General features: G+C 69.5%; 14 protein-coding genes and 1 pseudogene. 6 read left to right on the top strand and 9 right to left on the bottom strand.

Annotation, left to right across the window (positions count from 1 at the left end):
* Positions 1-30: 30 nt before the first annotated feature.
* Both FHR32_RS00480 and FHR32_RS00485 read right to left on the bottom strand, forming a co-directional pair.
* Entirely contained in the window at positions 31-1,794 is a 1,764-nt protein-coding gene (locus FHR32_RS00480) for a DUF4012 domain-containing protein (RefSeq protein ID WP_184751938.1), read from the bottom strand.
* A complete protein-coding gene (locus FHR32_RS00485) occupies positions 1,784-2,341 on the bottom strand; it encodes a hypothetical protein (RefSeq protein WP_184751940.1) in 558 nt (185 codons plus the stop codon). The genes FHR32_RS00480 and FHR32_RS00485 overlap by 11 nt, the downstream gene beginning before the upstream one ends.
* Positions 2,342-2,587: 246 nt before the next feature.
* On the opposite strand from FHR32_RS00485, the gene FHR32_RS00490 reads away from it, so the two are divergent.
* Positions 2,588-3,343, top strand: a complete 756-nt coding sequence (locus FHR32_RS00490) for an SDR family NAD(P)-dependent oxidoreductase (RefSeq protein ID WP_184751941.1) — start codon at positions 2,588-2,590, stop codon at positions 3,341-3,343.
* A gap of 105 nt (positions 3,344-3,448) precedes the next feature.
* Here FHR32_RS00490 and FHR32_RS00495 read toward each other — a convergent pair whose 3' ends face one another.
* Entirely contained in the window at positions 3,449-4,669 is a 1,221-nt protein-coding gene (locus FHR32_RS00495; RefSeq protein ID WP_184751943.1) for an ABC transporter ATP-binding protein, read from the bottom strand.
* Positions 4,670-4,845: 176 nt separating this feature from the next.
* Between FHR32_RS00495 and FHR32_RS00500 the strand changes: the two genes are divergently transcribed.
* Complete coding sequence (locus FHR32_RS00500; protein ID WP_184751945.1) at positions 4,846-5,844, top strand: LacI family DNA-binding transcriptional regulator; 999 nt, start codon at positions 4,846-4,848, stop codon at positions 5,842-5,844.
* Here the strand turns inward: FHR32_RS00500 and FHR32_RS00505 are convergent.
* Positions 5,816-6,301 carry a glutathione peroxidase gene (locus tag FHR32_RS00505; protein WP_184751947.1) on the bottom strand — a complete coding sequence of 162 codons (486 nt, stop codon included), beginning with the start codon at positions 6,299-6,301 and terminating at the stop codon, positions 5,816-5,818. The two genes, FHR32_RS00500 and FHR32_RS00505, sit on opposite strands and share 29 nt — an antisense overlap.
* A gap of 225 nt (positions 6,302-6,526) precedes the next feature.
* Between FHR32_RS00505 and FHR32_RS43930 the strand changes: the two are divergent.
* Positions 6,527-6,715, top strand: a pseudogene (locus FHR32_RS43930) (aggregation-promoting factor C-terminal-like domain-containing protein); the annotation flags it as partial.
* Between the two features lie 328 nt (positions 6,716-7,043).
* Complete coding sequence (locus FHR32_RS46500) at positions 7,044-7,544, top strand: aggregation-promoting factor C-terminal-like domain-containing protein (RefSeq protein WP_184751949.1); 501 nt, start codon at positions 7,044-7,046, stop codon at positions 7,542-7,544.
* 66 nt (positions 7,545-7,610) lie between these two features.
* Here the strand turns inward: FHR32_RS46500 and FHR32_RS00515 are convergent, their stop codons facing one another.
* Complete coding sequence (locus FHR32_RS00515) at positions 7,611-8,243, bottom strand: TetR/AcrR family transcriptional regulator C-terminal domain-containing protein (RefSeq protein WP_184751951.1); 633 nt, start codon at positions 8,241-8,243, stop codon at positions 7,611-7,613.
* 88 nt (positions 8,244-8,331) lie between these two features.
* On the opposite strand from FHR32_RS00515, the gene FHR32_RS00520 reads away from it, so the two are divergent.
* On the top strand, positions 8,332-9,447 hold the full coding sequence (locus tag FHR32_RS00520) for a ferritin-like domain-containing protein (RefSeq protein ID WP_184751953.1): 1,116 nt from the start codon (positions 8,332-8,334) through the stop codon (positions 9,445-9,447).
* Here FHR32_RS00520 and FHR32_RS00525 read toward each other — a convergent pair.
* The 4 genes from FHR32_RS00525 to FHR32_RS00540 form a co-directional block, all read right to left on the bottom strand.
* On the bottom strand, positions 9,444-10,214 hold the full coding sequence (locus FHR32_RS00525; protein ID WP_184751955.1) for a rhomboid-like protein: 771 nt from the start codon (positions 10,212-10,214) through the stop codon (positions 9,444-9,446). The genes FHR32_RS00520 and FHR32_RS00525 overlap by 4 nt on opposite strands.
* Positions 10,215-10,288: 74 nt before the next feature.
* The gene (locus tag FHR32_RS00530; protein WP_184751957.1) at positions 10,289-10,612 is read right to left on the bottom strand and encodes a DUF202 domain-containing protein; all 324 of its coding nucleotides are present in this window, start codon (positions 10,610-10,612) and stop codon (positions 10,289-10,291) included.
* Entirely contained in the window at positions 10,609-10,950 is a 342-nt protein-coding gene (locus tag FHR32_RS00535; protein WP_184751959.1) for a YidH family protein, read from the bottom strand. Before FHR32_RS00535 ends, FHR32_RS00530 begins: the two co-directional genes overlap by 4 nt.
* Positions 10,951-11,028: 78 nt before the next feature.
* Positions 11,029-11,430, bottom strand: a complete 402-nt coding sequence (locus tag FHR32_RS00540; protein WP_184751961.1) for a DUF8711 family protein — start codon at positions 11,428-11,430, stop codon at positions 11,029-11,031.
* A 171-nt stretch (positions 11,431-11,601) separates the two neighbouring features.
* Between FHR32_RS00540 and FHR32_RS00545 the strand changes: the two genes are divergently transcribed.
* Positions 11,602-11,859, top strand: a complete 258-nt coding sequence (locus tag FHR32_RS00545) for a ubiquitin carboxyl-terminal hydrolase 14 (protein WP_184751963.1) — start codon at positions 11,602-11,604, stop codon at positions 11,857-11,859.
* Positions 11,860-11,869 lie beyond the last annotated feature (10 nt).

Below are 11,869 nucleotides of genomic sequence, written 5' to 3' on the forward strand. Positions count from 1 at the left end.
CGTCCACCGTCCTCCGCCGCGGCCACTCGGTCAGGGGGTACAGCCTTGCGTGTCCCAGCTGATCCGGGTGTGCTGGGGGCGGACCAGCGGCTGCACCGGGACCAGCGGCTGCCGGTCGGAAGACGGTTCCAGCAGATCGAACTCCAGCGTCCTCGACTGCCGCGGGGCGAACTCCAGCAGGGTCGAGTAGACCGGATGGGAGCGTTCGTCCTCCCGCAGGACCGGCACCCGGTCACCGTCGAGCCGCGCCAGCCTCATCTTCGTTCCGATCCCGGCGTACAGCGACACCCACAGCAGGTTGGAGCCGGGCGTGTGGCGGAGCTGCGGGGAGTCGAGCCGGCCGGTGACGTAGCTGGGCAGGCTCCCACGGGGCACGTCGTTGGTGAGCCGGACCCGCACCCTCGCGGAGCGCAGCCCGCTCCGGCATGGACCGAGCTCGTAGTCGAGGGAGCGCTTCAGGTAGTAGTCGAGCTTGCCGCCGGCCGAGTTGTTGACCACCAGCCCCGCGAACGGTCCCGGCCGCCGGGACAGCACGCCGCCGGCGTCGGCCGCCGACAGGAGTGACTGCTCGGCCCTGTGGCGGCTCCAGATCTGGATTCTGCGCTCGTTCACCATGTGGAGCAGAGCGGGCAGCAGCCGGGAGGGCTCGGCGAGGGCCGAGGGCAGCGCCTCGCTGACGGCGCCGGCGACCGTGATGAGGAACCGCTTGCGCGCCACGGGGTCGGTGTATCGGGCGTAGGCCGTCCGCTCGGTGAGGCCGACGACGTTCCCGGCGGTCACCGTCTCACCGTCGGGGAGGGTGACCGGCCCTATCACCTCGAGCAGGTCGGACAGGCCGATCGGGTCGGTCGCGATGGCGCCGTCCAGCCGCTGGTGGGTCTGCTGTTCCCACAGCCGCGTCCAGGTGGCCGCGGCGTACGGGAAGTGCGGGGAGAGGTTGGAGTTGGAGAGCATCCTGACCGCGCTCGGCCCGTAGCGCGCCCGGAAGTCACGGCCGTAGTCGGCGACCGGTCCCGAGCTCGTGTCAAGGGTGGTGTTGGCGGACAACCGCGTGACGTCGACCCTGCCGTGGCCGGCCCGCAGGATGCCGAACGCGCCGACCAGACCTCCGGTCCCCCGCGCCTCGGCGTTGGTCTGGAACGCCAGGAAGTAACGGCGCGGGCCGTCGTGACCCAGCATCGGCGGGAGCAGGGCCGTGACGGCCGCCGCGCCGGCGAACCAGCCCCGTAGCTGATCGACGCCCTCCAGCGCCGTGTCGCGTGCCTTGTCGAGCGGGTCGACGCCGGTGTCGGCCGGTGTGGCCTCCAGACGAGACCTCATGCGTGCGAGCCGGGTGACGGCGTCGTCCAGAACCGGCGTCGCGGCGTCGAGGTCGGCCAGCACCGAGGTCACATCGCCCGGGGCTCGCGACTCCGCCGTCAGGAACGCCCCACCGACCCGCTGGACGGCGGCCAGCACATCGGTCAGCTCCGCGGCGCTCTCCGCCAGCACCCGCACGGTCGTCGCGCCGTCGCCCACCACCGGGGCGTGGGCGATCGCCGACCAGTCGGGGCCCGCGGTGAGCCGCCGCGCCTCGGTGGCGTGCCGCCGGGCGTCTGCGAGCGCCCGGGCCATCGGTTCGATGTCGCGTGTGCTCGCCAGCGTGCGCAGCCGGAGCAGCGCGGTCCTGGTCGCCTCCAGATGGTCCCGTACGCTCAGGACGAGATGGGCCGACCAGCCCCCGGCGGGCACGAGGACGGCGACGAGACCCAGCAGGACGGCCAGGACGACTCGACTGCGCCTCCTACCGGACACCGGAAGATCTGCGACGCCGTACGGAGATCAGCGTGCCGGCGGCGCCGACGGCGAGCAGGCCGGCACCCATCGTCGCGATGAGCGCTACGGGTGCTCCGGTGAACGGCAGTTCACCGGCACCGGAGGTGGCAGCGGCGGTGGCCCGGCGCCCCCCGCCGCATCTGCCGCATCCGCCGCATCCGCCGCACCTTCCGTGGCCCCAGTCGTTGTCGGTCAGCTTGATGACCTGCCGGTTCCTGGAGTCCTGGACGATTGCCGGGCCGTCGTCGTCCTCGCCGTTGAGCCCGGTATCGGCCTTCCCCATGATGGCGTTCACCTTGCCTTCGGCGAGGTCCTCGATCGCCTGCTCGGGGCCCCCGAAATCGCCCTCGCCCATGAACGGATCGCCGGTATCGATGTCGGGGACCGGTGGATAGGGATGTGCCCGCAAGGCGGCCACCGGCGGCGACAGGTCGGCGTCGGCGGTCGCCGTTTCGGCGAGTCCGAGCACGGGTCCACCCCCGACAGCCATCGCGATGAGAAGAGAGATCGTCTGCTTTCCGGCCATTTCAGACTCCTGGTGGCGATGATTCAGGCCATAGAACGTGCCACTCAGAACACGAGCGACATGTCTCCGGAACCCGTTATATTCACCCCCGCATAGGGACAGCTCGTCCGGCTCACGCTCATTGCCAAACGATCGCCGGGCGTTCTCGGAACATTGACCCTCGCGGGAGCGACACGCCGGGGAGGATCGCTCCGGAAGGCGGCGGGGAGCCGCCGGATCGGACGGCGCGGTCCCTAGACTTCGGACATGCCTTCCGCATTGATCACAGGTGCGACCGCCGGCCTCGGTGCCGCGTTCGCCCGCCGCCTGGCCGCCGACGGTTTCTCCCTCGTCCTGGTGGCCCGCGACGAGGGGCGTCTGAGCGCCTCCGCAGAGGAGTTGCGCCTGCGCTACGGGGTGAAGGTCGAGGTGCTCTCCGCCGACCTGGCCGCCGAGGAGGGCCTGGCCGCGGTCGAGAGGCGACTCCGGGAGGGGGTCGACCTGCTGGTCAACAACGCCGGCTTCGGCCACCCCGGCGCCTTCCTCGACGTTCCGGTCGCCGACGAGCTACGGATGCTGACGGTGCACTGCGAGGCGGTGCTGCGGCTGACGCTGGCCGCGCTGCCGGCGATGCGGAAGCGCGACCGGGGAGCGGTGGTCAATGTGGCGTCGGTGGCGGCGTTCTTCACCCGGGGCACCTACAGCGCGTCCAAGGCGTGGGTGGTCAACTTCAGTGAGTCCGTCGCCGCCGAGCTGACCGGCGGCCGCGTGCGGGTGATGGCCCTGTGCCCGGGGTTCGTCCGGACCGAGTTCCACGACCGCGCCTCGATGGACGTCTCCGGTATCCCCGGTTTCCTGTGGCTCTCGGCGGACAACGTGGTGAACGAGGCCATGCGCGACCTGGCCCGCGGCAGGCGGGTGAGCGTCCCGGACATCCGTTACAAGGTCATCGTCGGAGTCGGCAGGCTGGTCCCCCGGGGTCTCTCCGGGGAGATCTCCCGCCGCCTCGGCCGCCGGCGGTAGGACCGCCGGACCCGGGCCGGGGCGGACACGGGCCGGGGCGGACACGGAAGGGCCCGCGCCACGGGAGGGGGTCGTGGCGCGGGCCCTTCCGGCCTACGGAGGTGGTCAGACGCGGGCGTTGGCGTGGTGGCCGATCGCCAGACCCGAGACCGGGTCGAAGAAGTGAAGGTTGTGGGTGTCCACGACCAGCTCGATGTTCTGGCCGGGGCGGACGTGGCTGCGGGAGTTGACGCGGGCGGTCCACAGCGACTTGTCGCCGACCAGCGGGAGCGTCGCCTCCTCGTCGTCGCCCGCGTCGGCCGCGGCGACGGTGTCCTGGTGCTGGACCGGCGGGGCGTCGATCAGGAACAGGACGTTGATCTCGGAGCCGAGCTCCTCGGTGACCTCCGCGCGGACCTGCAGGCGGGTCCAGCCGCCGGCCGAGCCGTTGGCGGCGACGGAGTCGTCGAAGTCCGAGGGGCGGATGCCCAGGATGATCTTCTTGCCGAAGTACTGGTCGAGACCGGGCTTCTCGGTGAAGGTCTCGTCCGGCACCGGCAGGTTGAAGCCGGCGAACGAAACGGCGGCACCGCCGTCGCCGCGCACCAGCTCGGCGTTGACGAAGTTCATCGACGGGGAGCCCATGAAGCCCGCGACGAACAGGTTGACCGGCTTGTCGAAGAGGTTCTGCGGGGTGTCGACCTGCTGGAGCAGTCCGTCGCGCAGGACGCAGACGCGGTCGCCGAGGGTCATGGCCTCGACCTGGTCGTGGGTGACGTAGACGGTGGTCACGCCGAGGCGCTCGTGCAGGGTGTTGAGGGAGGCGCGCATGGAGACGCGGAGCTTGGCGTCCAGGTTGGACAGCGGCTCGTCCATGAGGAAGGCCTGCGGCTCACGGACGATGGCGCGGCCCATCGCGACACGCTGGCGCTGACCGCCGGAGAGGGCGGCCGGCTTGCGCTTGAGGTACTGCTCCAGGCCGAGCATCTTGGCGGCCTCGTTGACCCGCTTGGAGATCTCCGCCTTGGGCATCTTGCGGAGCTTGAGACCGAAGGCGAGGTTCTCCTCGACGGTCATGTGCGGGTAGAGCGCGTAGTTCTGGAAGACCATGGCGATGTCGCGGTCCTTCGGAGGCAGGTGGTTGACCACCCGGTCGCCGATGGCGATCTCGCCGCCGCTGATGTCCTCAAGACCCGCGATCATGCGCAGGGCGGTGGACTTTCCGCAGCCGGACGGGCCGACGAGCACCATGAACTCGCCGTCCTTGATCTCAAGGTCGAGGCCGTTCACGGCTTTTACACCGCCTGCGTAGATCTTGTCGACTTTGCTGAGAACGATGGATGCCATGGAAGTCCTTAGCGCCTCGGGTCAACCCCGCGTTCACCCGATGTGGATACGTTTTCATGCATCCCACCGGAAAGGAACATCGATGTCAAGAGCTGGTCTGGTTCTTCCTTGTCAACAGGGGCGTCATTATCTCTTCGCACTGGATCCGCTACGGAAATCATGATGGAATCGTTTCCATGAATATGCGTCGAACGACCATCAAGGACGTCGCCGAGGTGGCGGGGGTCGGGGTCGCCACGGTGTCGCGGGTCCTGTCCGGCGGCTCGGCGAGTCCCGAGACCAGGGAGCGGGTGCTGACCGTCGCGGCCCAGCTCGACTACCGGCCCAGCGCGCTCGGCCGCAACCTCCGCCAGCAGCGGTCGGGCGGGATCGGACTGCTGCTGCCCGACATCACCGACACCTTCTACGGCCGACTGGCCGACGGTGTGCTCGCCTGCGCGCGCTCGGCGGGTGAGCCGGTGATCCTGGGGGCGACCGGCGACGACGCGGAACGCGAGGCGGAGCTGATCGGCATACTGCTGGAGCAGGGGGTGGACCGGGTGATCGCGGTCCCCTCCGGCGACGGGGAGACGTGGACCCCGACGCTGCGGGCCGGGCTCACCATGGTGTTCGCACACCGGCTCGCGGCCGGGCGCGACGACGTGCCCTCGGTGCTGGCCGACGACCGCGCGGGGGTGCGGACCGCGGTCGACTACCTGACGGGGCTGGGCCATCGCCGCATCGCCTATCTCGGCGGTCCCGGCCAGGAGCAGCGCCTGGCCGTCTTCCGCCAGGCACTGGGCGAACTGGTGGACGAGGAGCTCATCGTCTCCGCGCGCGGCAGCCGCGACTCCGCCTACGCGATCGCCGCCGGGCTCCTCCAGCGCCGGCCCGACCTGACGGCCGTGCTGGCCGGGGGCAACCTGCTGGGCGAGGCGGCCGTGCTCGCCGCCAGGGAGCTGGATCTGCGGGTGCCCAGGGACATGTCACTGATCATGTTCGACGACGTGCCCTGGGCCGAGCTGTGCTCCCCGCCGCTGACCGTGATCGCCCAGCCCGCCCAGGACATCGGCTACCGCGCGGCCGAGCTGGTGTTGCGCGCCGGAGGACGACGCCCGCGCAGCGTGCTGCTGCCCACCGAGCTGATCGTCAGGGGAAGCTGCGCCCCTAAAGGGATTTCTCGATCGCCGCGATGACGGCGGGGTCCTCCGGCTCGACGGCCGGGCGGAACCGGGCCAGCACCTCCCCCTCGCGGGAGACCAGGAACTTCTCGAAGTTCCATCGGACGTCCCCGGACTCGCCGTCGGCGTCGGGGGCCTGGGTGAGCGAGGCGTAGAGCGGATGCCGGTCATCGCCGTTGACATCCGTCTTGGCGAGCAGCGGGAAGTCCACCCCGTAGGTCGTGGAGCAGAACTCCTGGATCTGCTCGGCGCTGCCCGGCTCCTGGCCCATGAACTGGTTGCACGGGACGCCGACGACGGTGAACCCCCGCTCGGCGTAGGTCCGCTGGAGCTGGACCAGCCCCGCGTACTGCGGAGTGAGACCGCACCTGGAGGCCACGTTCACGATGAGGGCTGCCTTGTCGCCGAGCAGCTCGGCCAGTGCGGTGGGGACGTCGGCGAGAGTGTGCACGGGGATATCACGGATGCTCATGGTCTGCACCCTAATCGCCCTGTCACATGTGAGAGTTATGACGTCCAAGGAATGAAATGTGATGGACGCCATAGGCGAGACGCCGAGCCCCTCACCAGGCGCATGATCCTTCTCTAACCGATCTTTGACAGAGGTCTCGACAAGGTTTGTCGACTGGCCCGCCGGAGAATCGCCGGGGCATCGTGGCGACCGTCCCTCGTTCCCAGCGAAGGGCAGACCCCTTTAGCGCACAACCGCCGCTCCGGCGCCTACGGCATCCCCCAGGCGCTGCCCGGCGGAAAGATGGCCGGCGCCGGACGTGACTGGCGCACCAGCCCCAGGACACAGATCAAATGGGGACTTTCCTACATCAAGGGGCGTTACGGTTCACCGTGCGGAGCGTGGGCGCATTTCCAGTCACGCGGCTGGTACTAGATCTAAACCCCATGCCGGGGTGTTTTTCACCTCCTCCCCACGCATAGGCGCATCGCTCGTGGTAAGCCGGAGCCCGCCGAACCACCCGTAGGCCACGAAGATCGGGCAAACACCTTTCCACCGCATGTCGCAACCACCGCTCAGGGCTTCCCCGACGTACTAGAAAGCGCCCTAGAGAAAACGTCGCGGCGTCTCATGCCGGAAACGGGCCGGCGAGACCGCGCGGGCATGTCCACGTCCGAGCCATGGACGCCGGTTCGTCCGGCGTGCGAGGGGGCCAGCGCCCTCTCGCGCGCCTCCCGCACGCGGCCAGCGGACAAGGATCATCATGAACAGCTACCGCGTCCTGCGGAACACCGCCGCGACCATGATCGCCGCCTCGGCGATGGTCGGATCGGCGGGGATCGGGCAAGCGAAGGAGATCATGCAGCCGGCCAGGAAAGGGCTGGCGAAGATGATCGTCCATCAGGGTACGTGGTTCACCCAGGCCCAGCCCAGAGTCATCAGGTTCGCTTCGAGGACCACCAAGAGCAGGAACAAGGCGATCGCGTTCCGGCTCGTCTCCCGCCGCCTGTGGTCCCACAACCAGTTTCGCTGCCTGAACAGTCTCTGGACCAGGGAGAGCAACTGGAACCACCAGGCGTACAACGCCTCCTCGGGGGCGTACGGCATTCCCCAGGCACTGCCGGGCTCGAAGATGAGCGGCAGCGGCAGGGACTGGCGGTTGAACCCGGTCACCCAGATCAGCTGGGGGCTGGGCTACATCAAGAGCCGCTACGGATCACCGTGCGGCGCATGGGGTCACTTCCAGTCCAGTAACTGGTACTGACCGCAGAAGGAGTGTCCAGGGGAAGGGAACACTCCTCCGGCGTCCGGGGCCGGCGGGTCCCGGACGTCATCTTTTCAGCTGTACGGCTATCGCCTGGATGAGCAACTCCAGGCCGAACGCGAACTCCGCCTCGGGGTCACAGTCGATCAACTGCGGGGCCAGCCCGCTCACCTGCGGAAACAGCAGAGGATCGACGTTTTCGACCGCGACGTCGGGCCGGTGGAGCGGGGCGAAGGTCGGGGTGACGCCGACCTCGCGGAGCAGCGAGCCCACGATGTAGGCGATGAACACGCGCAGGATGCGCACCGCGTCACGCCCGTCGAACCCGGCGCTGCGCAGCGTGGCGAGCGCCCGCTCCACCGGCAGCAGCCCGGCGGTCGACTGGAGCTGGCGGCTGACCACCACCATCGTGCAGCGGGGATAGTGGTGGGCGATCTGCCGGAAGGCGAGCGCCTGTATCCGCACGCGGTCGGTCCAGCCGGCGTCCGGGTCGTCGGCGAACTCGATCTGCGAGAGCACGGTCTCGGCCACCCCGTCGAGCAGGGCGGACTTGTTGGGCACATGGTTGTAGAGAGACATCACGCCCACACCCAGGTCGGCCGCGATCCTGCGCATGGACACCGCGTCGGCACCCTCGCGCTCGATCAGATCGATGGCCGCCGCGACGATGCGGGGACGGGACAGTGGCTCTGCAGGCATACTGCCATTGTCCCCCCCGCCTTGACGCCCGTACACCGTACGTGCGACTCTCGCTGGTATACGTACGGTGTACGTCTCTGGAGGCCGCATGTCGACTCACGATCTCTACACGATCCCGGCCGAACTCTCCACGTGGGATGTCGAGGCGGCCGGAGCCGCCCGCTTCACGTGGGAGTACGACGACGGCAGGGACCGCATGCTCGCCCTCTATCAGAAGGGCAAGGACAAGCAGTGGGACTCCGTCAAACGCATCGACTGGAGCCTTGAGGTCGATCCGTACAACGTGCTCGGCGTCCCCGACACCACCATCGCGATCCATGGCACACCGCTGTGGGACCGGATGGACGAAAAGCAGCGCAAGGACGTCCGCCTGCACAACGCGGCCTGGCAGTTCTCCCAGTTCCTGCACGGCGAGCAGGGCGCGATGATCTGCTCGGCCAGGATCGTGGAGTCGGTCCCCGAACTCGACTCCAAGTTCTACGCGGCCACCCAGACCATGGACGAGGCCCGGCACGCCGAGACCTACGCCCGCTTCCTGCAGGAGAAGGTAGGCCTCGCCTATCCCATCAACACCCACCTCAAGGCCCTGCTGGACAGCACGCTGAGCGACTCCCGCTGGGACATGCCCTACCTCGGCATGCAGGTGCTCATCGAGGGCCTGGCCCTGGCCGCCTTCGGGGTGATGCGCGACATCACCACCAAGCCGCTGCCCAAACAGATCCTCTCCTACGTCATGCAGGACGAGGCCCGGCACGTCGCCTTCGGCCGGATGGCGCTGCGCGACTACTACAGGCAGCTCACCGAGGCCGAGCTCCGCGAGCGCGAGGACTTCGTCATCGAGGGGTGCTACCTGATGCGTGACCGGCTGCGCGGCCGGGAGACGTGGGAGACCATCGGCCTGAGCAGATCCGAGGTCGCCCAGGCCATGGAGTGCGTCGACCAGTCGGAGTACCTCAGGCTGTTCCGTTCCCTGCTGTTCAGCCGCATCGTCCCGTGTGTCAAGGACATCGGCCTGTGGAGCCCCCGGCTCCAGCAGGCCTACGCCGACATGGGCGTCCTGGACATGGCGGGCCAGAACCTGGAGGCGCTGATGAAGCAGGACGAGGACATCGCCGAGAGACTCGACGCCGAGCGCTTCGCCGCCGAGGAGGCCGGACGGCACGCCGAGGTCGCCGAGACCGTGGCGATGGGCGCCGACTCCTAGCCGGGACGCTCACCTGCCCGTGGAGACGGCAGGCGTGGCCAGAGATCCGGTGGGACACGCGGCGGCGCGACCGCGAGGGAGAAGAGCGCCGCCGCCAGGCCGCACGCCGTGGCGAGCAGGTGCCCGAGGTCCCACAGCGTGCGGGTGACGTACAGCGGTAGCAGGACCCCGGCTCCCAGCGCGACCGCTCCGGCGAGCCGCCGGCGGCCGCGCATCACCACCACCGCCGCCGCGCACCCGGCGACCATGATGTAACTGACGCCGACGTCGGTGGTGAGCGCGAGCGCGAGCGGAGCCCTCCCGGTCTTGATCGCGTGCCATTCGACCAGCGCCGTCAGCAGCGAGCCGAACACGTGCCCGCACAGCCCGATGACGATCATGCGTGGCGTGCCGTACCGTGTCTCCGCCCACGCCACCACAGACGCGAAGACGAGCACATAGAGGACGAGCCCCGAACCCTTGTCCGCGACCCAGAGCGCGCTGTCGGCCAGGGCGGTCAGCGGCCGCGCGCCGAGATGGGCCAGGTCGGTCCCCTGGACCGCCGTGAGCAGGTCGATGAGCGCGTTCGGGGCCGTCTTCTGCAGCAGCGTCGAGCTGGTGAAGATCGCGATGTAGGCGAAGGTCGCCGGCGCCGCGAGCACCCACGCGTGCAGCCCCCGGGTGTACGGCGAGAGCCGCTCGACCGTCTGGCGGGCCCATGCCCACCGCCGCGCAGCCCCCCGCAGCACGTACCACGCCACCACCACGGCGACGAAACCCAGGATCATCTGTACGGCCCCCGGCGAACGCTCTCCCTCGTCGGAACATACACTTCGCGGGACGCGGCCCCCGGCCGGGGCTCCTAGCGGGTGAGCAGGAAGACGAACGCTCCGGCGGCGAAGGCCAGGGTGCCGAGCCACGCGATGACGGCGTCGGACCGCTCGTCGAGCGGGCCGCCTCCGTGCAGGGCGCGTTGCACGCGCTGGTAGCGGACGCCCGTGCGGGCCAGCAGCAGCGCGCCGCACAGGGCGGCCAGGGCGAAGGGGACGACGGCGAGCGGGGGGACGCCGACGCGCAGCCCGGCGCCCCCGGCGCCCAGTCCGCTGACGGCGAGCAGCGCGGCGGTGCGGACCCAGGCCAGCCTGGTCCGCTCACTCTGCAGGCCCTCGTCCCACAGCGGGGTCATCGGCCCAGCAGGATGAGGATCACGGCCAGCACGGCCACGGCCGCCACGCCGTACCCCAGGAGGGGCGCGATGGCGGGGGGCGGGAGCGGGGCGGCGGTGCGCAGGGCACGCTGGACGCGGCGCCAGCGGGGATAGGCCATCGCGGCCGACAGGGCAGACAGGGAGACCAGAGTGAGCGCCAGGACGGTCCGCATCCACGGTACGAAGACGTCCTCGGAGACCGCGGCCATCGCGACGCCGCCCGCGCTGAGCGCGAGCGACGTGCTCAGCCAGGTCAGGAAGGTGCGTTCATTGGCGAGGGTGAACCGGGGATCCGGTTCGTTGCCGGGGCTGTCCATGGGAACGACGTTATTTCAGCGACATTTCCCCTAGAGAACCCGGGTTGAGCAAAGCCGCAGGTGATGAGCCGCGCCGCCTCAGCCGCAGGCGTTGGTGAGCTGTTCGACCCACTTGACCGAGTCGGTCGCGACCTTCTGCGCCGCGTCGACGGCCTCGTTGGCGCTGTTGACGTTCAGGCCCTCCAACTGCTTGGCGACCCCGTCTGCGGCCTCCTTGAGCGTGGTGTTGGCCGCCTTGTCGCCCAGGTCGCCGAGCTTGGCGGCCCCGTCGTTCAGCGCCTTCTCCATGGCGGCGGGATCGTCCACCGTGGCGCTGATCTTCTGCAGGGTCTGGGTGACGATACCGGCGGCCTGCAGGCACTGCTGGGCGTTGTCGACCCCGTCGCTCACCTGCTGGATCTCCGAACATCCGGTGGCGAGGAGGACAGCGGTCAGCGCGGAGGCGGCGAGAGCGGGGATCCGTCGCGGAAGAGGGAGCATGCCCCGACCCTACCCAACGGGTCGGTCCGGCAGGCGGCCCGCGCATCTCCGCAGGGCCGGAAGGAGCGCGGAGTAAGGTGGTTCCATACGCTCCGTCCGCGCCGCCGTGGGCGGATCACGCAACGTGGATCCCGCCGTACGATCACCGTGAGACATCCACAAAGGGGGATCATGCATAGCTGCGCCCATCTCGCCCAGACCCAGGACCCGCCCCCTCGTACGCCCGAGGGATGCGAGGAGTGCCTCAGCATCGGCATGCGCTGGGTTCACCTACGCAAATGTCTGTCATGCGGACACATCGGCTGCTGCGACTCCTCTCCCGGCAAGCACGCCACCGCCCACTACAAGGAAGTGAGCCACCCGGTCGTCGCCTCGTTCGAGCCGGGCGAGGACTGGCGTTGGTGCTACATCGACAACGTCATCGGCTAGCCGTGTTCTG

Origin of the sequence: Streptosporangium album (genome assembly GCF_014203795.1) — a bacterium.
Classification (GTDB): Bacteria; Actinomycetota; Actinomycetes; order Streptosporangiales; family Streptosporangiaceae; genus Streptosporangium; species Streptosporangium album.

Excerpts from the sequence above, each read along its gene's own strand:
- FHR32_RS00485 (WP_184751940.1), bottom strand. The coding sequence starts at position 2,341 with ATGGCCGGAAAGCAGACGATCTCTCTTCTCATCGCGATGGCTGTCGGG.
- FHR32_RS00490 (WP_184751941.1), top strand. The coding sequence starts at position 2,588 with ATGCCTTCCGCATTGATCACAGGTGCGACCGCCGGCCTCGGTGCCGCG.
- FHR32_RS00495 (WP_184751943.1), bottom strand. The coding sequence starts at position 4,669 with ATGGCATCCATCGTTCTCAGCAAAGTCGACAAGATCTACGCAGGCGGT.
- FHR32_RS00500 (WP_184751945.1), top strand. The coding sequence starts at position 4,846 with ATGAATATGCGTCGAACGACCATCAAGGACGTCGCCGAGGTGGCGGGG.
- FHR32_RS00505 (WP_184751947.1), bottom strand. The coding sequence starts at position 6,301 with ATGAGCATCCGTGATATCCCCGTGCACACTCTCGCCGACGTCCCCACC.
- FHR32_RS46500 (WP_184751949.1), top strand. The coding sequence starts at position 7,044 with ATGAACAGCTACCGCGTCCTGCGGAACACCGCCGCGACCATGATCGCC.
- FHR32_RS00515 (WP_184751951.1), bottom strand. The coding sequence starts at position 8,243 with ATGCCTGCAGAGCCACTGTCCCGTCCCCGCATCGTCGCGGCGGCCATC.
- FHR32_RS00520 (WP_184751953.1), top strand. The coding sequence starts at position 8,332 with ATGTCGACTCACGATCTCTACACGATCCCGGCCGAACTCTCCACGTGG.
- FHR32_RS00525 (WP_184751955.1), bottom strand. The coding sequence starts at position 10,214 with ATGATCCTGGGTTTCGTCGCCGTGGTGGTGGCGTGGTACGTGCTGCGG.
- FHR32_RS00530 (WP_184751957.1), bottom strand. The coding sequence starts at position 10,612 with ATGACCCCGCTGTGGGACGAGGGCCTGCAGAGTGAGCGGACCAGGCTG.
- FHR32_RS00535 (WP_184751959.1), bottom strand. The coding sequence starts at position 10,950 with ATGGACAGCCCCGGCAACGAACCGGATCCCCGGTTCACCCTCGCCAAT.
- FHR32_RS00540 (WP_184751961.1), bottom strand. The coding sequence starts at position 11,430 with ATGCTCCCTCTTCCGCGACGGATCCCCGCTCTCGCCGCCTCCGCGCTG.
- FHR32_RS00545 (WP_184751963.1), top strand. The coding sequence starts at position 11,602 with ATGCATAGCTGCGCCCATCTCGCCCAGACCCAGGACCCGCCCCCTCGT.